This window comes from Aeromonas sp. S41-2 (assembly GCF_027705845.1).
Taxonomy (GTDB): Bacteria; Pseudomonadota; Gammaproteobacteria; order Enterobacterales; family Aeromonadaceae; genus Aeromonas; species Aeromonas hydrophila.
On record NZ_JAPDCG010000003.1, the window covers coordinates 386,389 to 409,013 of the forward strand.

General features: G+C 63.0%; 17 protein-coding genes and 1 other annotated feature. Of the genes, 13 read left to right on the top strand and 4 right to left on the bottom strand.

Annotated elements, in window-relative coordinates:
- Positions 1 to 57 precede the first annotated feature (57 nt).
- Both OKC44_RS09715 and OKC44_RS09720 read right to left on the bottom strand, forming a co-directional pair.
- Positions 58 to 1,980, bottom strand: coding sequence for an ATP-dependent DNA helicase (locus tag OKC44_RS09715; protein ID WP_016350777.1), 1,923 nt, complete (start codon positions 1,978 to 1,980; stop codon positions 58 to 60).
- Between the two features lie 67 nt (positions 1,981 to 2,047).
- Positions 2,048 to 2,290 carry a hypothetical protein gene (locus tag OKC44_RS09720; protein ID WP_270812509.1) on the bottom strand — a complete coding sequence of 81 codons (243 nt, stop codon included), beginning with the start codon at positions 2,288 to 2,290 and terminating at the stop codon, positions 2,048 to 2,050.
- 186 nt (positions 2,291 to 2,476) lie between these two features.
- Positions 2,477 to 2,605, top strand: a sequence feature (His leader region).
- 24 nt (positions 2,606 to 2,629) lie between these two features.
- On the opposite strand from OKC44_RS09720, the gene hisG reads away from it, so the two are divergent.
- From hisG to hisIE, 11 genes are all read left to right on the top strand, one after another.
- Complete coding sequence (gene hisG, locus OKC44_RS09725; RefSeq protein ID WP_270812511.1) at positions 2,630 to 3,526, top strand: ATP phosphoribosyltransferase; 897 nt, start codon at positions 2,630 to 2,632, stop codon at positions 3,524 to 3,526.
- Between the two features lie 12 nt (positions 3,527 to 3,538).
- On the top strand, positions 3,539 to 4,864 hold the full coding sequence (gene hisD / locus OKC44_RS09730) for a histidinol dehydrogenase (protein ID WP_270812514.1): 1,326 nt from the start codon (positions 3,539 to 3,541) through the stop codon (positions 4,862 to 4,864).
- Positions 4,861 to 5,931, top strand: coding sequence for a histidinol-phosphate transaminase (hisC, locus tag OKC44_RS09735; RefSeq protein WP_270812516.1), 1,071 nt, complete (start codon positions 4,861 to 4,863; stop codon positions 5,929 to 5,931). The genes hisD and hisC overlap by 4 nt, the downstream gene beginning before the upstream one ends.
- A 15-nt stretch (positions 5,932 to 5,946) precedes the next feature.
- Positions 5,947 to 7,098, top strand: a complete 1,152-nt coding sequence (hisB, locus tag OKC44_RS09740) for a bifunctional histidinol-phosphatase/imidazoleglycerol-phosphate dehydratase HisB (RefSeq protein WP_029302978.1) — start codon at positions 5,947 to 5,949, stop codon at positions 7,096 to 7,098.
- Positions 7,098 to 7,733: an imidazole glycerol phosphate synthase subunit HisH gene (hisH, locus tag OKC44_RS09745; protein ID WP_065477424.1), complete on the top strand. Its 636-nt coding sequence runs from the start codon at positions 7,098 to 7,100 to the stop codon at positions 7,731 to 7,733. The genes hisB and hisH overlap by 1 nt, the downstream gene beginning before the upstream one ends.
- A 5-nt stretch (positions 7,734 to 7,738) precedes the next feature.
- Positions 7,739 to 8,482, top strand: a complete 744-nt coding sequence (gene hisA, locus OKC44_RS09750; RefSeq protein WP_206817452.1) for a 1-(5-phosphoribosyl)-5-[(5-phosphoribosylamino)methylideneamino]imidazole-4-carboxamide isomerase — start codon at positions 7,739 to 7,741, stop codon at positions 8,480 to 8,482.
- A gap of 165 nt (positions 8,483 to 8,647) precedes the next feature.
- Positions 8,648 to 9,757, top strand: a complete 1,110-nt coding sequence (locus OKC44_RS09755) for a response regulator (RefSeq protein ID WP_270812522.1) — start codon at positions 8,648 to 8,650, stop codon at positions 9,755 to 9,757.
- Positions 9,750 to 11,903 (top strand): PAS domain-containing protein, encoded by a 2,154-nt coding sequence (locus OKC44_RS09760; protein ID WP_270812524.1) that lies wholly within the window; start codon positions 9,750 to 9,752, stop codon positions 11,901 to 11,903. Before OKC44_RS09755 ends, OKC44_RS09760 begins: the two co-directional genes overlap by 8 nt.
- A complete protein-coding gene (locus OKC44_RS09765) occupies positions 11,900 to 15,871 on the top strand; it encodes a PAS domain S-box protein (RefSeq protein WP_270812526.1) in 3,972 nt (1,323 codons plus the stop codon). The genes OKC44_RS09760 and OKC44_RS09765 overlap by 4 nt, the downstream gene beginning before the upstream one ends.
- A 180-nt stretch (positions 15,872 to 16,051) precedes the next feature.
- Positions 16,052 to 16,825 carry an imidazole glycerol phosphate synthase subunit HisF gene (hisF, locus tag OKC44_RS09770; RefSeq protein ID WP_011706044.1) on the top strand — a complete coding sequence of 258 codons (774 nt, stop codon included), beginning with the start codon at positions 16,052 to 16,054 and terminating at the stop codon, positions 16,823 to 16,825.
- Positions 16,818 to 17,453: a bifunctional phosphoribosyl-AMP cyclohydrolase/phosphoribosyl-ATP diphosphatase HisIE gene (hisIE, locus tag OKC44_RS09775; RefSeq protein ID WP_270812528.1), complete on the top strand. Its 636-nt coding sequence runs from the start codon at positions 16,818 to 16,820 to the stop codon at positions 17,451 to 17,453. The genes hisF and hisIE overlap by 8 nt, the downstream gene beginning before the upstream one ends.
- Positions 17,454 to 17,516: 63 nt before the next feature.
- On the opposite strand, the gene OKC44_RS09780 is transcribed toward hisIE, so the two are convergent.
- Positions 17,517 to 19,142 (bottom strand): acyl-CoA synthetase, encoded by a 1,626-nt coding sequence (locus OKC44_RS09780; protein ID WP_270812529.1) that lies wholly within the window; start codon positions 19,140 to 19,142, stop codon positions 17,517 to 17,519.
- Between the two features lie 635 nt (positions 19,143 to 19,777).
- Between OKC44_RS09780 and OKC44_RS09785 the strand changes: the two genes are divergently transcribed.
- Positions 19,778 to 21,304, top strand: a complete 1,527-nt coding sequence (locus tag OKC44_RS09785) for a YfcC family protein (RefSeq protein ID WP_219312469.1) — start codon at positions 19,778 to 19,780, stop codon at positions 21,302 to 21,304.
- Positions 21,305 to 21,364: 60 nt separating this feature from the next.
- Here the strand turns inward: OKC44_RS09785 and OKC44_RS09790 are convergent, their stop codons facing one another.
- Positions 21,365 to 21,553, bottom strand: coding sequence for a hypothetical protein (locus tag OKC44_RS09790; RefSeq protein WP_017764436.1), 189 nt, complete (start codon positions 21,551 to 21,553; stop codon positions 21,365 to 21,367).
- A gap of 504 nt (positions 21,554 to 22,057) precedes the next feature.
- On the opposite strand from OKC44_RS09790, the gene OKC44_RS09795 reads away from it, so the two are divergent.
- Entirely contained in the window at positions 22,058 to 22,603 is a 546-nt protein-coding gene (locus tag OKC44_RS09795; protein WP_010633922.1) for a glycine zipper 2TM domain-containing protein, read from the top strand.
- The last annotated feature ends 22 nt before the right edge of the window (positions 22,604 to 22,625 follow it).

Genomic DNA, 22,625 nt, shown 5'->3' on the forward strand with positions numbered 1-22,625 from the left:
GCCAGCAGTTTTTCAAAATGTTGCAAGGCTTGGCCGGCCGCGCCAAGGCAAACGCGATCACCGCCCGGAAAGCGCCTGCTGCTCGAAGAAATTCCCCAGCATCGCCAGCTCCCGGGTCCGTGGAATGGCGGGCAGACTCTTGATGAAGGTGGCGCCGTAGGGCTTGTTGACCATGCGGGGATCACAGATGACCAGTACTCCGTGATCACCGCGATCACGGATGAGCCGCCCCACCCCCTGTTTCAAGGCGATCACCGCCTTCGGCAGCTGGATATCGGCGAAGGGATCGCCGCCCCTGAGCTTGCAGTCATCCACTCGCGCTTTAAGCTGCGGATCATCGGGGCTGGCAAACGGCAGCTTGTCGATGATAACACAGGAGAGCGCCGCCCCCCGCACGTCGATCCCCTCCCAGAAGCTGCTGGTCGCCACCAGCACGGCGCGGCCATTCTCGACAAACTCCTTGAGCAGTCGCTGCTTGTTGTCCTCTCCCTGCAACAGGACGGTGCGCCCGATCTCCCGGCGCAGCACCTCGGCCACCTGGCGCATCACCTGATGGCTGGTACAGAGAAAGAAACAGCCCCCCGGCGTCTTGTTGATGAGCGGGATCATCAGATTGGCCAGCTGCTCGCCGCGGCCAAAGGCATTTGGCTCAGGCAGGAAGCGCGGCACGCACAGCCGCGCCTGCTCGCCATAGTCGAACGGGCTGTCGAGAATAAGCTCGGCGCTGCCAGCCAGTCCCAGCTCGGCTTTGAAGTGATCAAAGCGCATGTCCACTGTCAGGGTGGCCGAAGTAAACACCCAGGCGACCTCGGGACGCAGCACCTCGGCGCCAAAGCGCTCGGCCACCGACAGCGGGGTCAGGTTGAGGGTGAAATGAAGCCGCGAGCAGTCGTACCAGTAGGAGAAACCGGTCTGGTTGATCGCCAGCACCTCCCCCAACCGGGTGCGCAGCTCACTGATCCGCTCGAAACAGTGGTCAAGCTGCTCGCCACGTCCGAGCGCCAGTTTCAGCACCTCGTAGCAGAGTCCGAGGGCATCGTTGAGGCGGGCCAGCGCCTGGCCCCAGAGCGGCTGGCGCAGCATGTCGCGGGTGTTGCCGCGCCCACCGTCCACCCCGAAGGCAAGCCGCAGATCCTGGCTGGCAATGGCGAGCCGGTCGGCCGCCTTGCCGAGCTGGGCCATGTCGTGGGCCTCGGCCCGATAGGCGAGCTGGATATCCTGCGCCAGATCCAGAATGGTGCGGCTGCCCACCGATTTGCCAAAGTAATTGGTGGCAATCTCGGGTAGCTGGTGCGCTTCGTCAAACACGTAGACCTGCGCTTCGGGCACCAGCTCGCCAAATCCCGTGTCTTTGACCGCCATGTCGGCGAAGAAGAGGTGGTGGTTGATCACCACCACCTGGGCATCCATGGCACGGCGGCGAGCCACCACCAGATGGCAGTCGTCGTAATAGGGGCAGTCGCGACCGAGGCAATTTTCATTGGTGCTGGTGACGTGCGCGAGGATCTCGGCGTTCTCCTGCAGCCCCGGAATATCCCCCACGTCGCCGTTGTCGGTGGCGGTGGACCAGGACTTCACCTTGACCAGGTCATTGAGCACTTCCGGCTTTTGCAGGTGGGATTCGCTTAACAGCCGGTTCATCCGCTCGATGCACAGATAGTTGCTGCGCCCCTTGAGCAAGGCCACCGGCGGGGTGTAGGAGAGCGCCCCCGTGATGGTGGGGAGATCCCGGTAGAAAAGCTGCTCCTGCAGGTTCTTGGAGCCGGTGCTGATCACCACCCGTTTGCCGGATTCCAGCGCCGGCACCAGGTAGGCGTAGGTCTTGCCGGTACCGGTGCCCGCCTCCACCAGCAAGCGACCATGCTCCTTGATGGCACGCGCCACCGCCTCGGCCATCTCCAGTTGCGGGGCACGGGCTTTGAAGCCGTCGATATGGCTGGCCAGAGGGCCGTCTGGCTTGAACAGGGTCTGGATGGTCAAAAGGGCGTCCCGCAGCAAAAGGGGGCATTATGCCAAAAGTGTGGCAAAAGCGGGACTGATTCTGCGCCTAGACGAAGAGATCGATCTGGTGATCGGGATCCTGTTTGTGATCATCCTCTTCAGGTGCTGGCTGATCACGTTTGGCTGATGGATAAGGCTGCTGGCGCTGCTGGGAGTCACCGTTGTCGGTGCTGGTCTTGCGCAGCTGATGCTTCTGGCTGATCTGGGTCACTTCCCGCTTGATGTCGTCACTGCTCGGGGCGGCCGGCGCCCGGGGCAGAATGGGGAATAACAGGTCCTGACTGGGCATGATGTCGCCTCCTCTGGCTCACCTTGTCTAGTTATCGACCAGAAAACCGTTTTCTCAACTTTAATCGACCAAATCACATTTTCCGGTTGCTTTTTCCGTCAAGGCAGGTAGTTTAAATCGGGCGTCAACTACGACATCTTATTTGTAAAGGATTAATTACATGCAGTTCACCAGCCTGAAGACTCATCACCACCATCATCATCCCGACTAGTCTTTCAGGAGGTTGACTGCTGGAAGACACTTAACTGGTGACTTCCAAAAGGACCGCAAGATTCATAAGCCCTCGGAAGCACTGACTTCCGAGGGCTTTTTCGTTTTTGACTAGAAGGAAATCGAGCAATGGAAACACAACGTCTGCGCATCGCCATGCAAAAATCCGGTCGCCTGAGCCAGGACTCCCAGGCCCTGTTCAAGAGCTGCGGCCTCAAGATCAACCTGCGCGAACAGCGCCTCATCGCCCATGTCGAGAACATGCCCATTGACATCCTGCGGGTACGCGATGACGACATCCCGGGACTGGTGATGGAAGGGGTGGTCGACCTTGGCATCATCGGTGAAAACGTGCTGGAAGAAGTGCAGCTCATCCGCGCCTCCCAGGACCAGCCCTTTGCGGTCAAGACCCTCAAGCAGCTCGACTTCGGCGGCTGCCGCCTCTCCCTGGCGGTACCGGACGACGTCACCTACACCGGGCCACAGAGCCTCGCCGGCAAGCGCATCGCCACCTCCTACCCGGGGCTGCTCAAGCGCTTCTTCGACGAAAAAGGGCTTAGCTTCAAGAGCGTGATGCTGGGCGGCTCGGTGGAAGTGGCCCCCCGCGCGGGCCTGGCCGATGCCATCTGCGATCTGGTCTCCACCGGCGCGACTCTGGAGGCCAACGGCCTCAAAGAGGTGGAAGTGATCTACCGCTCCAAGGCAGTACTGGTGCAGGCGCCCAACCCCTTGTCCGATGCCAAGCAGAAGATCATCGACACCCTGCTGCCCCGCATTCAGGGGATGCAGCAGGCGCGCGAGAGCAAGTACATCATGCTGCACGCACCCAAGGACAAGCTCGATGCCATCACCGATCTGCTGCCGGGCGCCGAGCGTCCCACCATCATGCAGCTGGCGGGCGAGACCAACCAGGTGGCGCTGCACGTCGTCTCCAGCGAGACCCTGTTCTGGGAAACCATGGAACAGCTCAAGGCCCTCGGCGCCAGCTCTATTCTGGTGCTGCCCATCGAAAAAATGATGGAATAAGGAAGGGACATCATGCAGACCCTGATCTGGAAGACCCTCTCCCCTACCCAGCAGGCCGACGTGCTGACCCGGCCGGCCCTGAGTGACGAAGCCGACATCGGCGCCGTGGTGCGGGAGATCATCGCTGCGGTGCGCAGCCGGGGCGACGAGGCCCTGCGCGAGCTGAGCCAGCGCTTCGAGCGCGCCCCGCGCCAGCAACTGCAGGTGAGCGACGCCGAAATCGAGGCCGCCTGCGCCCGCTTGGATGACGACATCAAGGGCGCCATCGAGGCGGCCATCGCCAACATTCGCACCTTCCACGCCGCCCAAGTGCAACCCGTGGTGCGGGTGGAGACTCAGCCCGGGGTGGTGTGCGAGCTGCGCACCCAGCCCATCAGCCGGGTCGGCCTCTATGTACCGGGGGGCAGCGCGCCGCTCCCCTCCACCGTGATGATGCTGGCCATTCCGGCCCGTCTGGCTGGTTGCCGTGAAGTAGTGCTCTGCACCCCGTCCCCGGCCAGCGACGAGATCCTGTTCGCCGCCCGCGCCTGCGGGGTCGAGAAGGTGTTCGCCATCGGCGGCGCCCAGGCCATCGCGGCCATGGCTTATGGCACACAGAGCATCCCCAAGGTGGACAAGATCTTCGGCCCGGGCAACGCCTATGTGACCGAAGCCAAGGGCCAGGTATCCCGCGACTGGCGCGGCGCCGCCATCGACATGCCGGCCGGCCCCTCCGAGGTGCTGGTGATCGCCGACGAGAGCGCCAACGCAGCCTTCGTGGCGGCCGATCTGCTCTCCCAGGCCGAACACGGCCCCGACAGCCAGGTGGTGCTGGTAACCACCTCGCCGCTGCTGGCCGACGCCATCAACGGCGAGATCAAGCGCCAGTTGGCCAAGCTGACTCGCCGCGATATCGCCGCGCAGGCGCTCGGCAGTAGTCTGGTGATCCTCTGCGACGATCTGGCAGAAGCGTGCGCCATCTCCAACGCCTACGCGCCGGAGCACCTGATCGTGCAGACCCGCGCTCCCCGTGATCTACTGGATCAGCTTGAGAATGCCGGCTCCATCTTCCTCGGGGCATGGACACCGGAATCGGTCGGCGATTACGCCAGCGGTACCAACCACACCCTGCCCACTTATGGCTATGCCCGCACCTGCTCGAGCCTGGGCCTCGCCGACTATCAGCGCCGCTACACGGTGCAGGAGCTGAGCGAGCGCGGCATTCAGGGCCTTGGTCCCATCGTCGAGCGCATCGCCCAGGCCGAGGGGCTTGATGGCCACAAGAATGCCGTCACCCTCAGGTTGAACGCCCTGGCCGCCGCGCCCCAACTAACAGCACAGCAGAAGGATTTGTCATGAGCATTGCCAACCTGGCGCGCCGCGTGGTGCGGGCCCTCACCCCCTATCAATCCGCTCGCCGCATCGGCGGCAAGGGCCACGTCTGGCTCAACGCCAACGAGGCCCCGCTGGCCTATCCCTTCACCATCGAGGGCAGCCGTCTCAACCGCTACCCCGAGTGCCAGCCGGCCGAGGTGGTGAACGGCTATGCCGCCTACGCCGGGGTCAACCCCGATCAGGTGCTGGTGAGCCGCGGCGCCGACGAGGCCATCGAGCTCTTGATCCGCACCTTCTGCGAAGCGGGTGAAGATCAGATCCTGATCTGCCCGCCCACCTACGGCATGTACGCCATCAGCGCCGAGACCTGCGGTGTCGGTATCGTCGAGCAGCCGCTGACCGCCAGCCGCCAGCCTGACTGGCCCGCCATTGCCGATCGCCTTTCCGACGTGAAGCTGGTGTTCCTCTGCTCCCCCAACAATCCCACCGGAGATCTGGTGGGCCGCGACGGTCTCATCGCCCTGCTGGAGAAAGCGCGGGATCGCGCCATCGTGGTGGTGGACGAGGCCTATATCGAGTTCTGCCCCGAGGCGTCTGTGGTAGACCTGCTGGCCCGCTTCCCCAATCTGGTGGTGACCCGCACCCTCTCCAAGGCCTTTGCCCTGGCGGGGATCCGCTGCGGTTTTACCTTAGGCCACCCCGAGGTGATCGCCATGCTGGCCAAGGTGATCGCCCCCTATCCCATCCCCGAGCCCATCGCCCAGATCGCGGCGCAGGCCCTCTCCCCCATGGGACTGGAACTGATGCAGGAGCGAGTGGCGGAGCTCAACAAGCAAAAAGCCGCCTTCAAGGCCGCGCTGGCAACCCTGCCCTGCGTGAAGGAGGTGTTCGAGGACAAGGGCAACTTCGTGCTGGTGCGCTTTGTGGATGGCGCCGCCGTCTTTGCCGCCATGAAGGCCGCCGGCATCATCTTGCGGGATTTCTCGACCAAGCCGGGCCTTGACAACAGCATTCGCGTCACCATCGGCTATCAGGGCGAGATGGACGCCGTACTGGCGGTATTGCGTGACCAGCCCTCTCCCTCTTTTTAAGACAAGGATGTAGCGATGAAGACCCCGTTTTTGTTTATCGACCGCGACGGCACCCTGATTGAAGAGCCGGTGACCGACAAGCAGGTGGACAGCCTCGCCAAGCTGCGCTTCGAGCCCATGGTGATCCCGGTGCTGCGCGAATTGCAGGCCGCCGGCTACGTGCTGGTGATGGTGACCAACCAGGACGGGCTGGGCACCGCCAGCCTGCCGCTGGAGAACTTCCAGCCCCCCCACGACCTGATGATGCACCTGTTCGAATCGCAAGGGGTGAACTGGGAGCAGGTGCTGATCTGCCCGCACTTCCCCACCGATGGCTGCAGCTGCCGCAAACCCCACCTCGGGCTGGTGAAGGAGTATCTCGCCTCCGGTCGCATCGACTTTGCCAACTCCTTCGTGATTGGCGATCGCCAGACCGATCTGCAGCTGGCCGACAACATGGGCATTCGCGGTATTCGCTACCACCCGCAGGATCACGACTGGCTCGCCATCCGTGATCAGTTGCTGTCCAAGGGACGTGTGGCCGAGGTGGAGCGTTACACCAAGGAGACCCGCATTCAGGTTGCGGTGGATTTGGACAAGAGCGGCGGCAACCAGATCGCCACCGGCATCGGCTTCTTTGATCACATGCTGGATCAGATAGCGACCCACGCAGGTTTTCGGCTCAAGCTCAAAGTGAGCGGCGATCTGCACATCGACGATCACCACACGGTGGAAGACGTCGGGCTGGCTCTGGGTCAGGCGCTGCGCCAGGCCCTTGGCAACAAGCGCGGCATCGGCCGCTTCGGCTTCGTGCTGGCGATGGACGAGGTGCAGGCGGTGATCGACGGTCGCCCCCGCCTGGTTGACGGCGCCAATGACAGTGCCCAGGCCCCCTCGCTGACCGAGCTGGACGTGGCCACCGCGCTCGACTTGAGCGGCCGCCCCTACTTCGTGTTCGACTGCCCGAGCGGTTTTGGCCGCGACAGCGTGGGCGAGATGGCCACCGAGATGGTGCCCCACTTCTTCCGCTCCCTCTCGGACGCCATGGCCATCACCCTGCAGATGAAGGTCGGCAGCGGCAACACCCACCACCAGGTGGAGGCGTTGTTCAAGGGCTTTGGCCGCGCCCTGCGCCAGGCCATTCGGGTGGAAGGGAGCGAGCTTCCCTCCAGCAAGGGAGTACTGTGATGGCGAAACAGAATTTGGTCATCATCGACACCGGCTGCGCGAACCTCGCCTCGGTGCGCATGGCATTCGAGCGCCTCGGCGTACAGCCGCGGGTCTCCCGTGAGGCTGCCGACATCGAGCAGGCGGACAAGCTGATCCTGCCCGGCGTCGGCACCGCGGTGGCCGCCATGAAGAATCTCAACGAACGGGGGCTGGTGCCGCTCATTCGCGCCGCCAAGCAGCCGCTGCTGGGTTTTTGCCTCGGCATGCAGATGCTGGCGGAGGCGTCCGAAGAGAGCATGGCGGCCGATGGCAAGACCCATGCCTTGATCGATTGCCTTGGCATAGTACCGGGCAGGATCAAGCTGATGGAGGTGGGCAACCTGCGCCTGCCCCACATGGGCTGGAACCAGATTGAGCACGACGAGACCCATCCTCTGCTCAAGGGGATCCCGAGCGGCAGCTACTTCTACTTCGTGCACTCCTATGCGCTGGAGGTAACCGAAGCGACGCTGGCGACCTGTGACTACGGCAAGCCTTTCACCGCCATCGTGGGCGGGGTTGCAGAGCACAGCAATTTCTTTGGCGCCCAATTCCACCCGGAGCGCTCCGGCGCGGCCGGTGCACGCCTACTGCAAAACTTTTTGGAGCTGTAACAAGGATGATTATCCCAGCCATTGATCTGATTAACGGCCAAGTCGTGAGACTCTATCAGGGCGACTACGGCCAGAAGACCGCCTACAGCGACAGCCCGCAGGCCCGCTTTGACGAATATGTCTCCCAGGGGGCGGTGCAACTACACCTGGTGGACCTTGATGGTGCCAAGGATGCCAAGGCGCGCCAGCTCCCTCTCATCGCCCAGCTGCTGTCGGCCACCGAAGCACCGGTGCAGGTGGGGGGGGGCGTGCGCACCGAACAGGATGTGGCAGACCTCTTGGCCGCCGGCGCCAGCCGGGTGGTGATCGGCTCCACCGCCGTCAAATCGCCGGATCTGGTGGCCAGCTGGATGGAGAAATACGGCCCCGAGCGCATCGTGCTGGCGCTGGACGTCAACATTGATGCCCAGGGCAATCGCCATATCGCGGTGGCCGGCTGGCAGGAGAACAGCGGGGTGACCATAGAAGCGCTGATCGAACGCTTCCTCCCTGCCGGGCTCAAGCACGTGCTCTGCACCGACATCAGCCGAGACGGTACCCTCTCAGGCACCAACGTCGAACTCTACCGGGATCTCTGCGCCCGTTATCCGAGCGTCGGCTTTCAGGCCTCCGGCGGCATTGGCGGCATCGAAGACATCGTGGCGCTCAAGGGTTCAGGGGTCAAGGGGATCATCCTCGGCCGCGCCCTGCTGGAGGGCAAGTTCTCGGTAGGGGATGCCATCGCCTGCTGGGGGAATGGCAGCCTGTAAGCAAGCCGCAGCGTCGCCATCAGGACGTCGATTGAGAGAGAGGCTCCCTGCCGGGTCGTCCGGCCGGAAGCCTCTTCATCAAGGGGTAAATCGAGGTAAGTCCTTATTACTTGGTAACAATTGACTCTATACTCGAATTCACTGAGACAACGTCACGGAGGACCTATGTTTACATCTCACTCCGCCACCATCCTGATTGTCGATGACTCACCCGAAAATCTGATGGTGCTGACCGACCTGCTCTCTCCCACCTATCGGGTGCTCGCCGCCCAGAGCGGGGAGAAGTGTCTGCGGATCTCCACTGGCAAGACAATCCCGGATCTCATCCTGCTGGATGTGATGATGCCTGGCATGGACGGCTATGAGGTGCTCAAACAGCTGCGTATTACCCCTGCCACCAGTCGTATCCCGGTGGTGCTGCTCACCGCCCTCGCCGACCCCCAGAGCGAGGAGTACGGCTTGTCGCTGGGAGCCGCCGACTACATTACCAAACCCATCAAACCGGCCATCGTCCAGGCGCGGGTACGCACCCAGCTGGAGGCCAAACAGGCCCGCGACGGCCTGCAGAATCAAAACGCGGCGCTGGAGGCCGAGGTGGCACGCCGGATGACCGAGAATGACCTCATCCAGCAAGTCTCCATCCGGGCGCTCGCCCATCTGGCGGAGATCCGCGACCCCGAGACCGGCAATCACATCTTGCGCACCCAGGGCTATGTCAGGCAACTGGCCTGTGCGCTGGCCAGTCATCCCCGTTTTACCGACACCCTGACCCCCCGCTACATCGATCTGCTGAGCCGCTCGGCGCCGCTGCACGACATCGGCAAGGTGGGCATTCCGGATCAGATCCTGCTCAAGCCGGACAAGCTGACCCCGGCGGAGTGGCAGATCATGCGCACCCACGCCAAGCTCGGCAGCGACGCCATCGAAGAGGCCGAACGGGATATCGAACAGCCGCTGGCGTTTCTCACCCTGGCCAAGGAGATAGCCCACTGGCATCACGAAAAGTGGGATGGCAGCGGCTATCCCGACGGCCTGCAAGGGGACGCCATCCCGCTCTCGGCCCGTTTGATGGCACTGGCGGACGTGTTCGATGCGCTGATTAATGTGCGGGTCTACAAGGCGGCCATGCCCTATGAGGATGCGCGCGCCCTGATCCTCTCCGGCAGCGGCCAGCATTTCGACCCGGATGTGGTGACGGCGTTTGACAACCACTTCGAGCAGTTCGTCGCCATCGCCGAGCGCTACCAGGATGACAATGAGGCCAGACATGGCTGAGCAGCCTTCGTTGACCCGGGCCCATGTGCTCAACGTCGTGCTCACCTATGCCGCGGTGGCGAGCCTGTGGATCCTGCTCTCCGACAAGGCGGTGGAGTGGCTGTTCAGCACCCCGGCCCAGTTCGCGCTGGCCAGCACCATCAAGGGGTGGCTGTTCATCCTCATCACCGCCACCATGCTCTATACCATGCTGCGCCGGCGCATCGACCAGCCGACGGTGACCACTTCCCCTTCCCGGCGCCAGCTGTTGCCGTTCGTGCTGCTCAACGGCCTGATCCTGGCCCTGACCGCCATGGCCATCGCCCAGAACATCAACCTGACCCAGGACAAGGAGGCCGCCCGGCTCGAGACCATTGCCGATCTCAAGAGCAAGCGCATCACCGAATGGCTCAGCGCCCGGGAGTTTGACGCCCACATTCTGTTTGAAAACCCGCTGTACGCGGCCCTCTATCGCGAGGCCCAGGTCACCCGGGCCGGTCATGCCAACCTGATGGCCAAACTGGACGAATTTATCTCCATTCGCCGCTTCAGTGCCGCCAGCGTGCTCTCGCCAGAGGGTAACCTGCTGTGGCACACCCCGGATGCCGGCGGCCTGAGCGCCCAGTTGCGTGCGGCATTGAAGAACGCAACAAGCGGCAGCATCACCCGGGTCGGCCCCTATCTGGACGAACAGGGTCAAGCCCGCCTCGACTTTATCGCCCCGCTCCCCATGGCGGGCGACAAGTCGCCTTTCATCGTGCTGCAGATAAGCCGCAGTGACTGGCTCAACAACATTCTCAAGTCCTGGCCGGTGCCGGACAGCAGCGGTGAGGCCCTGCTGTTTCGCCGCAGCGGCGATCAGATCCAGTTTCTCAATGATGTGCGCTATCGCCCCGGTTCGGCTCTCACCCTGCATTTGCCCGTCAGCAGCAAGGAATTGCTGGCAGCTCAGTTCCTGCAGCAGAGTCGCAATGAAGAGGGCAAGGCGCTCTTCTTTGGCAAGGATTACCGCAATACGCCGGTGTTTGGCACCGTACAGCCGGTCATGGGTACCGACTGGTATCTGCTGGCCAAGATAGACAAGGCCGAACTCACCCGGGCTGAGCTCAAAGAGAGCGTCTGGATCGGGTTGATCGGCCTGCTGGTGCTGCTTATCGCCAACACCGGCATCGTACTGCTGCGCCAGCACACCCGGTTGCAGATGGCCGAGCAGGTTCGCCAGTCCCAGGCCGGCCGCCTGCAGGCGCTGCAGTTGCTCTCCGCCATCGCCGACAGCTCGGAAGATGCCATCTTCGCCAAGGACAGAGAGGGCAAATACATCCTGTTCAACCGCGCCGCCAGCCAGTTCGTCGGCAAATCGGCCAGCGAGATGCTGGGTCAGGACGACATGGCCATCTTTCCCCCCGATCAGGCCCGCATGCTGATGGCGCTGGGCGAACAGGTGATCGCCAGCAACCGGGTACAGACCCAGGAGGAGTACCTGACCCTGCCAGGCGGCGAGCGGGTGTTTCTCGCCACCAAGGGGCCGCTGCAAGACAGCGATGGCCAGGTGATAGGCATCTTCGGCATCTCTCGCGACATCACGGATTTCAAGCGGGCCGAAGCGGGCCTGCGTGAGCGGGAGGGGTTGTTTCGCGCCCTGGTGGAACAGTCACTGGCCGGCATCTACATCATCCAGCAGGGCCAGCTCTGTTACATCAACCCAGGTTTTGCCCGCCTGTTCGGCTACGCCTCGACCGCTACCCTGCTCAAAATTGGTACCCTGCACGCCCTCGCCAGTCCGAAAGACAGTGCCAGGGTGGCTGAGCAGCTGCAACGCTGCGAACAGGAAGACAGCGAGATCCACACCCGCTTCACCGCCCTGCACCACGACCACCAGAACATCGAGATGGAGCTCTATGGGCGCCGTGTCGACTATCGCGGCCAGCCCGCCGTGCTTGGCCTGCTGCTGGATGTCACCGAACGCGAACAGGTCGAGCAGGCCCTGACCCGTCAGGCCAGCGAGCTCCGCCAGCAAAACAATGAACTGGAGCGGTTCAACAAGGTGATGGTGGACCGGGAGCTGGCCATGCTGGCCCTCAAGCACAAGATCAACGAGCTGTCGCTTCAGCTCGGGCAACAGCCCCCCTATCCGCAGGCCCCCACCCCGCCGGAGGAGTCCCTATGACGCGCTGGTCTTCACTGTGGCACCCTCGCCAACCCAGACAGCGCTGGGGGGTCTGCCTGCTGGCCGTGCTGCTGCCCGTACTGATGCTGCAGATCCGGGTCCAGCTGCCCATCGCCTTTGGCGAGCGGCCGCTGCTGGTGCTGTTCATGCTGCCCATCACCGTCTGCGCCCTGCTCGGTGGCCTGCTGCCCGGCCTGCTCTGTACCCTGGTGAGCGGTCTGCTCACCACCTACTTCCTGCTCGCCCCGCTTCACGAGCTGCGCATCGGCGCCGGGCAGGATCTGGTGCAGTGGGGCATTCTGATCGCCAACGGCGTTCTTATCAGCCTGCTCAGCGCAGCCGTGCACCGCTCCCGCGCCCGGGAAACCCAGCGCTGGCAGGAGCTCAGCAGCATCCAGTCCCGCCTGCAACAAAGCGAGACCCGCTTCCAGGCTACCTTCGAGCAGGCTGCGGTCGGCATCGCCCTGGTCTCCCCGGATGGCAAGTGGCTGCGGGTCAATCGGCGGTTGTGCGACATGCTGGGCTACCAGGCCGACGAGCTGATGGGCATGACCTTCCAGCAGATCACCCACCCGGATGATCTCTTCATCGACCAGACCTACGTGGCCCAGATGCTGGCAGACGAACGGCAGCACTACACCCTGGAGAAGCGTTACCTGCGCAAGGGCGGCGACGTCCTCTGGATCACCCTGACGGTAGCACTGGTCAAGGATCTCAAGGGAAAACCGGATTACTTCATCTCGGTCATCGAGGATCACCAGCAGCGCAAGGAGACCGAAGAGGCGCTGCGCCGCAACGAGGGGATCCTGCGTGAATCCCAGCACCTGGCCAAGATCGGCAACTGGCGCTGGAACATCGCCGACGACAGCCACTTCTGGTCGCCGGAGATCTACCGCATCTATGGCCGCGATCCCTCCCTGCCTCCCGCCATCTACCCCGAGGTGAGAAAGTACTTCACCCAGGATGGCTGGCGCGCCATCGCCCAGTCGGTCGAGCACTGTCTGCAGGATGGCCTGCCCTACGAGTGCGATGCCGAGGTGATCCACGAGCAGGGCGAACCCATCTGGATCATCGCCCGCGGCGCCGCCCTGCGCGCCAACGACGGCACCATCGTCGAGCTGTATGGCACCGTGCAGGACATCACCGAACGCAAGCTGGCCGAGCAGCAACTGCTGCACAACCAGCAGGTGGCCCTCGATACCCAGCGCCGTGCCAGGCTGGCGGCGCTCAACCTGATGGACGACGCCATCAGCGCCCGCATCCGCGCCGAAACCACCAGCAGCGCCCTGCGCGAGAGCGAGCAGCGGCTGCTGATGGCCCAGGAGGGAGCCCACGTCGGGATCTGGGAGTGGAACATGCAGGGCGGCCGGCTCTTCTTCTCGCCCGAATGTGCCCGCCTCTATGGTCGCAGCGCCGAACAGCTCAGCGAGTTCAAGCAGTGGCACAGCTGCCTGCACCCGGACGACAAGCCCCGCCTCGACAAGTTGCTGGCCGAGCTGCCGGCAAGCGGCAAACCCATCGAGATCGAATTTCGCATCCTCTTGCCAAACGGCGACGTGCGCTGGCTCAGCAGCAAGGGCAGCATCTACCGGGATGCCCAGCAGCGCCCGCTGCGCCTGCTCGGCATTCACCTCGACATCACCGAGCGCAAGCAGGCCGAGCAGCAGTTGCGCCAGCTTTCACTGGCGCTGGAGCAGAGCCCGGATGGCGTCTTCATCACCGATACCCAGGCCCGCATCGAATATGTCAACGTCGCCTTCCTGGCCGCCAGCGGCTACCAGCAGAGCGAGGTGATAGGGCAGACCCCTTCCCTGCTGCGCTCCGGCCTCACCCCCAAGGCCACCTACATCGCCCTGTGGGATGCCATCAAGCGCGGCCAGCGCTGGCACGGCGAGTTCATCAACCGGCGCAAGGACGGCTCCCACTATCAGGTGCTCGCCACCGTCTCCCCCATTCGCCAGGAGAACGGGGCCGTCACCCACTACGTGACGGTGCAGGCTGACATCACCGAGAAGAAGCAGCTCGGCGAGGAGCTGGATCAGTACCGCTATCACCTGGAGGAGATGGTCAACGAGCGCACCCTGCAGCTGGCTCAGGCCCATCAACGGGCGGAGAGTGCCAACCGCGCCAAGAGTGCCTTCCTGGCCAACATGAGCCACGAGATCCGCACCCCGATGAACGCCATTTTGGGGCTCACCTACCTGCTCAAGCGCGACACGCCGGATCACACCCAGCAGGATCGACTGGAGAAGATCGACAACGCCGCCCAGCACCTGCTCACTATCATCAACGACATCCTGGATCTCTCCAAGATCGACGCAGGCAAGATGGCGCTGGAGCAGAGCGACTTCTCCCTTACCGCCATGCTGGACAACGTCAGCGCCCTGATGAGCGAGCAGGCGCGCGCCAAGGGGCTCACCATCATAGTCGACATCGGCGATACCCCGGCCTGGGTGCACGGCGACATCACCCGCCTGCGTCAGGCGCTGCTCAACTACGCGGCCAACGCCATCAAATTCACCGAACAGGGCTCGGTCACCCTGCGGGTCAGGGTGGATCACCCGCTTGCCGGCGGCTATCTGCTGCGCTTCGAGGTGGAGGATACCGGCATCGGCATCAGCCCGGAGCAGAGCGAGAAGCTGTTTCAGGCTTTCGAGCAGGCGGATGTCTCCACCACCCGCAAATATGGCGGCACCGGCCTTGGGCTGGCCATCACCAGCCGGCTTGCCACCCTGATGGGCGGGGAAGTCGGGGTCACCAGTACCCTTGGCAAGGGCAGCTGCTTCTGGTTTACCGCCCGCCTCACGGTGGGTCAGGGCGAACCGCAGCAACCGGCGCCGCTCGAACAGACGGTGCAGCAGGCCCTCTTCTTTGCCAACCACGCCAGGGTATTGCTGGTAGAGGACAACGCCATCAACCGCGAGGTGGTACTGGAGCTGCTCAACAACAGCGGCCTTGTCATCGAGACGGCGGTCAATGGCCAGGAGGCGCTGGAGCGCGTCAGCCAGCACCCGTTCGATCTCATCCTGATGGACATACAGATGCCACTGATGGACGGCTACAGCGCCACCCGGGCCATCCGCGCCCTGCCGGGCTGGGAGCAGGTTCCCATCCTGGCGCTGACCGCCAGTGCCTTCGAAGAGGACAGAAAGGCCTGCGAATCCGCCGGCATGAACGATTTCATCGCCAAACCGGTGACCCCCGCCAAGCTGTTCGAGGCGCTGCAGCAGTGGCTGCCCCACAGCACGGCCGCCGCCCCCAAATACCAGCGGCGGACGACTGACCTGCTGACTGGCCCCCTCACCCGCCTGCAAACCCTGCCCGGGCTGGATCTGCAACAGGGGCTGGCGGCACTGCAGGGCAACCAGAGCAAATACGTCGCCCTGCTGCGCCACTTCGCCAGCGAGCACAGTCAGGACATGCAGCAGTTGGAGAGCCATCTGCATGCTGGCGACAGGCCGGCCGCCAGCCGGCTGATCCACACCCTGCGCGGGGTGGCCAGCACCCTCGGGTTGGTGGAACTGGCCGCCCAGAGCCAACAACTGGAGCAGGATCTGGCCAACAACAGCCAGACCCTGGCCGAGCGGATGGCCCCCATCGATCGCCTCCTCAGCGAACTGCCCAGTCTGCTGGGGGAAGAAGAACCCAGCCCCGCCGCGAACGCCGCGCCGCTTGGCAGCCACGGGCAACAACAGCTGCTGCGCCAGATGGAGGAGTTGCTGGTGCAGAGCGACACCGCCGTGATCCCGCTGTTTGAGCAATACGCGGCCCCCCTGCTGCTCGCCTTGGGGACGCCAGGCGAGATCCTGGCTCGCCAGCTGAAAGTGTTTGATTTTGACGGTGCCCTGCTCACCCTTCGTGAGCGGCTGGCAGCAGATGGCTCTCAGCCAGGCTTGAGCGGCCAGGCGCCTGCTGGCACCAGCCGGCATCAGGGGCCGAGCAAGCTGGATAAAGGGTTGAATCACTGAATAAAGTCGTGCATATAGTGGTACTCCCCCGAGTGAAGACGCCGCCCGTTTCGGGTCTCTTTTTCCCGCTCAGGAACCCGCTGTTAAAGCATGCAAGCCACCTTTTTCACTCGCCGCCGGGCCCCTGGGCCCGTTGGCAACAACGTTAGTTTTAACAGTGCTTTACATGGAGCAACGAGCATGTTGTCAAAGCGTATTATCCCCTGCCTCGACGTCAAAGATGGCGTGGTGGTCAAGGGAGTGCAGTTTCGTAATCACGAGGTGATGGGCGGCATCGTCGAGCTCGCCCGCCGCTACGCCAGCGAAGGGGCCGACGAGCTGGTGTTCTACGACATCACCGCCTCGAGCGATGAGCGGGTGGTGGACAAGAGCTGGGTGAGCCGGGTGGCCGAAGTCATCGACATTCCCTTCTGCGTCGCCGGCGGCATCAAGAGCGTGGAGGATGCCCGCCAGATCCTGGAGTTCGGGGCGGACAAGGTCTCCATCAACTCGCCGGCGCTGGCCGATCCCACCCTTATCACCCGACTGGCCGAACGCTTCGGCGTGCAGTGCGTGGTGGTGGGCATCGACTCCTATTTTGATGCGCAGAGCGGTCACTATCAGGTCAAACAGTTTACCGGCGACGAGAGCCGCACCCGCACCACCGCCTGGCATACCCTCGACTGGGTCGAGGAGGCGCAAAAGCGTGGCGCCGGTGAAATCGTGCTGAACGTGATGAACCAGGATGGCATGCGCCAGGGCTATGATCTCGAGCAACTCAAGCTGGTGCGGGCCGTCTGCAAGGTGCCGCTCATCGCCTCCGGCGGCGCCGGTGCCATGGAGCACTTTCGCGATGCCTTCACCCTCGCCGACGTGGACGGGGCGCTGGCCGCCTCCGTGTTCCACAAAGGCCTTATCCCCATTCCCGAACTGAAACGCTGGCTGAAAACCGAAGGAGTCGCCATCCGTGAATAATCAAGCAGTAAACAACGAGCAGTCGCTCGCCGAACGCCTGGACTGGGCAAAATGTGACGGCATGATCCCCGCCATCGTCCAGCATGCCGCCAGCGGCGAAGTGCTGATGCAGGGTTTCATGACCCGCGAGGCGCTGGCAAAGACCCAGGCCAGCGGCCAGGTCACCTTCTTCAGCCGCAGCAAGCAGCGCCTCTGGACCAAGGGGGAGAGCTCGGGCCATGTGCTCCAGCTGGTCGCCATCACCACCGACTGCGATCAGGACTCCCTGCTGATCGCCGCCAACCCCGTCGGCCCCACCTGCCATCTGGGCAACCCCTCCTGCTTCGACGGTCACCCCGTGCCGCCGCTCGGCTTCCTGGCCGAGCTCGAGCAGATCCTGGCAGCACGCAAAGGCGCGGATCCGGCCACCAGCTACACCGCCAGCCTCTATGCCAAGGGCACCAAGCGCATCGCCCAGAAGGTGGGTGAAGAGGGTGTCGAAGTGGCACTGGCCGCGATGGCGAAAGACAGAGAGGAGCTCATCAACGAATCCGCCGATCTGCTCTACCACCTCACAGCGCTGCTGCAAAACGAAGGGCTGGCGTTGAAGGATGTGGTGCAGCGGCTATATGAGCGGCACAACAAATAATTGTTGAACTCATATCGACAAAACGGGCCATCTGGCCCGTTTTGTTTTACGGCTGTCACCACCTCAACTGCCCAGCTGCTGGCGCAGCATAAATTTCTGCACCTTGCCGGTGGAGGTCTTCGGCAGCGGGGTGAAGATGATTCGCTTGGGGGCCTTGAAGTGGGCCATCTGCTCGCGGCAAAACGCGATGAGTTCAGCCTGGGTGAGTTCGCGCCCCTCCTTGAGCTTGACGAAGGCGCAGGGGACCTCCCCCCACTTCTCGTCCGGCATGGCGATCACTGCCACCTCGTCCACATCGGGATGGCGATAGAGCACGTCCTCCACCTCCAGACTGGAGATGTTCTCCCCGCCCGAGATGATGATGTCCTTGGATCTGTCCTTGATCTCCACGTAACCGTCCGGGTGCCACACCGCCAGATCGCCGCTGCGAAACCACCCCTCCGCCATCGCCTCGGCGCTGGCAGAAGGATTCTTGAGATAGCCCTTCATCACCACATTGCCGCGCAGCACGATTTCGCCCATGGTCTTGCCGTCCTGGGGGACGGGCTCGCCGCTGACCGGGTTGATGACCCGCATCTCCCCCTGCAGCGGTGAGGCTACCCCCTGGCGTGCTTTCAGACGCGACAGCGTGGTGGCATCCTGCCCCTGCCAGCTTCTTTGCGGTTCGCACAGCACGCAGGGGCCATAGGTTTCGGTGAGGCCGTAGACGTGGGTCACGGCGATCCCCATCGCCTCCATGCCGGCGATCACGGTGGCGGGGGGCGCCGCGCCTGCCGTCATCGCCTTGATGGGATGGTCGAGCCCGCGTTTGAGGGCCGGATCGGCGTTGTTGAGCATGTTGAGTACGATGGGGGCGGCGCAAAAATGGGTCACCTTGTGCTCGTGCAGCGCCTCATAGATGGCCGCCGCCTGCACATGGCGCAGGCAGACGCTCACCCCGGCCGTCGCCGCCAGGGTCCAGGGGAAGCACCAGCCGTTGCAGTGAAACATCGGCAGGGTCCAGAGATAGACGCTGTGCTTGGGCAGCTCCCAGGAGAGCACGTTGTTGACCGCATTGAGGTGGGCGCCGCGATGGTGATAGACCACCCCCTTGGGGTTGCCGGTGGTGCCGGAGGTGTAGTTAAGCGAGATCGCCTGCCACTCATCTTGCGGCAGCCAGCCGGGCTCATCCCCATTGCCCTCGGCAAGAAACGCCTCATAGTCGAGGTCGCTGACCAGCTCCCCCTCTCGGTAGAGGGGATCGTCGATGGCGATGAGGAGCGGCGCGAGTTCAATCAATGCCAATGCCTTGCGCACCACGGCGCCAAACTCCCGGTCCACCAGCACCACCTTGCTCTGGGCATGCTGGAAGATAAAGGCCATCGACTCGGCATCGAGCCGGGTGTTGATGGTGTTGAGCACGGCGCCGCTCATGGGCACCCCGAAGTGGGCCTCGAACATGGCCGGGGTATTGGGGGCGACGATGGAGACGGTATCCCCCTCACCGATGCCGCGGCGGCGCAGGGCCGAGGCCAGCTGGCGACAGCGTCGCTCGGTCTGGGCCCAGCTCTGGCGCAGAGGGCCGTGGATCAGCGCCGGATAGTCGGGGTAGACCCGGGCGGCCCGCCCCAGAAAGCTGATGGGGGTCAGCGCCTGGTAATTGGCGGGATTTTTTTCCAGATCTCGCTGATAGATGTTCTGCTCTGTCATCGGGTTCCTTCCTCACAGGTAGCAAAAGCGGTGCGCTCCTGGGAGCGCCGGCAACCATCGTCTGGCGTCCTGCCAGAGGGTGCTCGTATCGGGGATCACAGCCTAGCGCGAGGCGATGGCCACTGGTATTAGCAAAACGTCTTAGAGGCGCTGCGCCGGCGCCGCTAATCTGACTGAGCTGCATTCTGGTGGCTTTTTTTTCAGCGACAAATGTCGACGGCCAATATCCTCGGCATAAAACCCGGCAAATAATGAATATGCTGATATTGGCATGCAAGCTGGGCATATCAGGTTGCAGGCTTGCCGATATGGATATATTTATAAATATTACCGTTTGGATATTTATGGCATAAGCAAGCGCATCGTTTTATTGCCAATAAATTAATGGCAAATCACTCATTAAATATATTTTGTGACGGCTTCCATAAAGCAGGCCCGCAGTGCTGTTCATGCTTCCCCTCGGCGGGTTATGGTTTCTTGGTGAAACAATCTACCGGATGTTCAATATCAGGCCAGATTTCTCGCCATACGATGCGCCACAACCAGTGAGTTTGCGCACTCCCGCTGCATGACGAAGGAACCCTATCGACCCGATATTCCGCCGAGCCCGAACCTGCTTTATCGAGGAGCATTTTATGTGTGCCGAGCCGAATACCCAGACCCGCAGACAATTTCCCACCGCGTTTACCATTTTGTTTTTGATTATGTTGTTGGCCATCGCCCTCACCTGGATAATTCCGGCGGGCGCCTATGCCAAGCTCTCTTATAATGCCGCCAGCCATATGCTGACCATCAATACGCCGCAAGGGGAAACCCGGCGCGTGCCCGCCACTCAGGATGAGCTGACCAGGCTCGACATCAATATCGGGGTGGAGCAGTTCGTCAATGGCACCATCCGCAAGCCCATCGCCATCCCCGGCACCTATGAGCGGCTGGCCCAGGCGCCGAAGGGACTCTCCGACGTGGCGGTGAGCATGGTCAAGGGCACCATAGAGGGGGCCGACATCATCGTCTTCATCCTGGTGCTGGGGGGGCTTATCGGCGTCATCAACAAGACCGGTGCCTTCAATGCGGGGCTGGTGGCGCTGTCGCACAAGACCCGCGGCAACGAGTTCCTGTTTGTGGCGCTGGTCTGCTTTGTGATGGCGCTGGGGGGCACCACCTGCGGACTGGAGGAGGAGGCCGTCGCCTTCTATCCCATCCTGGTGCCCATCTTTCTGGCGCTCGGCTATGACGCCATCGTCTGCGTGGGGGCCATCTTCCTGGCCGCCTCCATGGGCACCACCTTCTCCACCATCAACCCCTTCTCGGTGGTGATCGCCTCCAACGCTGCCGGCATCCCCTTTACCGAGGGGCTGAGCTTTCGCGCCGTCGGCTGTCTGGTGGGCACCCTGGTGGTGATCGGTTATCTCTACTGGTACTGCAAGAAGATCAAGGCCAACCCGGCCTTCTCCTACACCTATGAAGACAGAGAGAGCTTTCGGGCCCGCTTCCTGAAAGAGGGCTCCCTCGATGAAGGGGTCCCCTTCACCCTGCGCCGCAAGATCATCCTGACCCTGTTTATCCTTGCCTTCCCCCTGATGGTGTGGGGCGTCTCCATGGCTGGCTGGTGGTTCCCGCAGATGGCGGCCTCCTTCCTGGCCGTCGCCATCGTCATCATCTTCATCTCCGGTCTCAGGGAGAAAGAGGCGGTCGAGGCCTTCACTCAGGGGGCGTCAGAACTGGTGGCGGTGTCGCTCATCATCGGGCTGGCGCGGGGGGTCAACCTGGTGCTGGATCAGGGGATGATCTCGGACACCATCCTGGCTTATGCCTCCAGTCTGGTGGCCGGCATGCACGGCGCCGTGTTTGCGGTGGCCCAGATGCTGGTGTTCACCCTGCTGGGGCTGGTGGTGCCCTCCTCCTCGGGACTGGCGGTGCTCTCCATGCCCATCATGGCGCCGCTCGCCGATACCGTGATGATCCCGCGCTACATCGTGGTGTCGGCCTACAACTGGGGGCAATACGCCATGCTGTTCCTGGCCCCCACCGGACTGGTGCTGGTCACCCTGCAGATGCTCGGCATCCAGTTCAACCAGTGGGTCAGGTTCGTGCTGCCCATGGTGGGCTTCGTGCTGGGATTTGGCGCCCTGATGCTGGTGGCGCAGGTGATGCTGATCTAGGGCACATGGCCCCCGCCCCGGCGGGGGTCATGCCTTATCCAGGGCGCAGATCTGGAAAGCCTAGTGGCGCACCCTGTGCTGCTGGCGAAAACAGAAGAGCTTGAGGCTGATGTCGGCAAGGTCGGCGGGCAGCTCCTGCGCCGTCTCACAGAGGGGTTGATAGAGGGAGTCCAGCAGCCGCTGGGCTTGTTCCCGGGTGATGATACCGGCCTGCACGGCCGGTTGTATCCATCTTGGCAGCATCGACATATGAACCCCCTTGCTGACCGGATGACCGCAGCCGAACTGGCCTGGCTGCGGGTGGCGCCTGCCGGCTCACATTGCTGCTGGCCGCCAGAGACGCGCGATTGATCCTCTCTGCCAACAGAGCAAGCATAATGCTTGCCGTGATCTGTTATCGGCCGCCAGCCATCCTGGCAACAGTGATTTATCAAGCGGTTGGCGCGCCCTGACTGGCCCTTGTTGACGACTAGGCCCCCCTTGTTTGCCACTGCGCCAGCTGGCGGTGGCAACAGATTGGCGCAAAATGGGAAAATAGGCCCACCTGAATCGCAAAATGCCACTCGCAGATCGCGTTTGCTGCCTTCCTCCCGCCTTTGTCGCCAAAGCCCGACACCTTTTTGACGAGGCTCTTTTCGGTGCAGTCAGGGGCTGTCGTGCCCGCATCGGCTTTGCCTTGTGCCTCCTTGCCCTTGTGCCAAGATGACCGCAAGCAAGAGACGCATCCCGTGATGCATTTGAGGAGAAGAGAAAATGAACAAATCCATGTTGGCAGGAGTCGGGATCGGTGTGGCCTCTGCGCTGGCCTTGTCAGCCGCCGCCAGCGGATCCCTGTTTTCATCACAGCCTCAGTTCGCCGAAGTGCTGGCCAGCAAAGCGGTGACCGAGACCATCAAGACCCCCCGTCAGGAGTGTCGCAACGTCACCGTGACCCACCGCAAACCGGTGCAAGACGAGCACAAGATCCTGGGTACCGTGGTCGGCGCGGCGCTGGGCGGGGTGCTCGGCAACCAGTTCGGTGGCGGCAACGGCAAGAAGGTGGCGACCGCCGCGGGCGCCGTGGCGGGTGGCTATGCCGGCAACCAGGTGCAGGGCAACATGCAGGCCGGTGATACCTACACCACCACCGAGCAGCGCTGCAAGACGGTGCAGGAGAGCAGTACCCGCACCCTGGGCTATGACGTCACCTACCGCCTCGCCGGTCAGGAGGGGGTGATCCGCATGAACAAGGCCCCCGGCGCCACCATCCCGGTCAAGGATGGCAAGCTGGTGATCGACGGCTCCCAGAGCGGCAGCTGATCCCGTCAGCCTGTCCCGCTCA

Coding starts and splice junctions, on each gene's coding strand:
- OKC44_RS09720 (WP_270812509.1), bottom strand. CDS start 2,290: ATGCCCAGTCAGGACCTGTTATTCCCCATTCTGCCCCGGGCGCCGGCC.
- hisG (WP_270812511.1), top strand. CDS start 2,630: ATGGAAACACAACGTCTGCGCATCGCCATGCAAAAATCCGGTCGCCTG.
- hisD (WP_270812514.1), top strand. CDS start 3,539: ATGCAGACCCTGATCTGGAAGACCCTCTCCCCTACCCAGCAGGCCGAC.
- hisC (WP_270812516.1), top strand. CDS start 4,861: ATGAGCATTGCCAACCTGGCGCGCCGCGTGGTGCGGGCCCTCACCCCC.
- hisB (WP_029302978.1), top strand. CDS start 5,947: ATGAAGACCCCGTTTTTGTTTATCGACCGCGACGGCACCCTGATTGAA.
- hisH (WP_065477424.1), top strand. CDS start 7,098: ATGGCGAAACAGAATTTGGTCATCATCGACACCGGCTGCGCGAACCTC.
- hisA (WP_206817452.1), top strand. CDS start 7,739: ATGATTATCCCAGCCATTGATCTGATTAACGGCCAAGTCGTGAGACTC.
- OKC44_RS09755 (WP_270812522.1), top strand. CDS start 8,648: ATGTTTACATCTCACTCCGCCACCATCCTGATTGTCGATGACTCACCC.
- OKC44_RS09760 (WP_270812524.1), top strand. CDS start 9,750: ATGGCTGAGCAGCCTTCGTTGACCCGGGCCCATGTGCTCAACGTCGTG.
- OKC44_RS09765 (WP_270812526.1), top strand. CDS start 11,900: ATGACGCGCTGGTCTTCACTGTGGCACCCTCGCCAACCCAGACAGCGC.
- hisF (WP_011706044.1), top strand. CDS start 16,052: ATGTTGTCAAAGCGTATTATCCCCTGCCTCGACGTCAAAGATGGCGTG.
- OKC44_RS09780 (WP_270812529.1), bottom strand. CDS start 19,142: ATGACAGAGCAGAACATCTATCAGCGAGATCTGGAAAAAAATCCCGCC.
- OKC44_RS09785 (WP_219312469.1), top strand. CDS start 19,778: ATGTGTGCCGAGCCGAATACCCAGACCCGCAGACAATTTCCCACCGCG.
- OKC44_RS09790 (WP_017764436.1), bottom strand. CDS start 21,553: ATGTCGATGCTGCCAAGATGGATACAACCGGCCGTGCAGGCCGGTATC.
- OKC44_RS09795 (WP_010633922.1), top strand. CDS start 22,058: ATGAACAAATCCATGTTGGCAGGAGTCGGGATCGGTGTGGCCTCTGCG.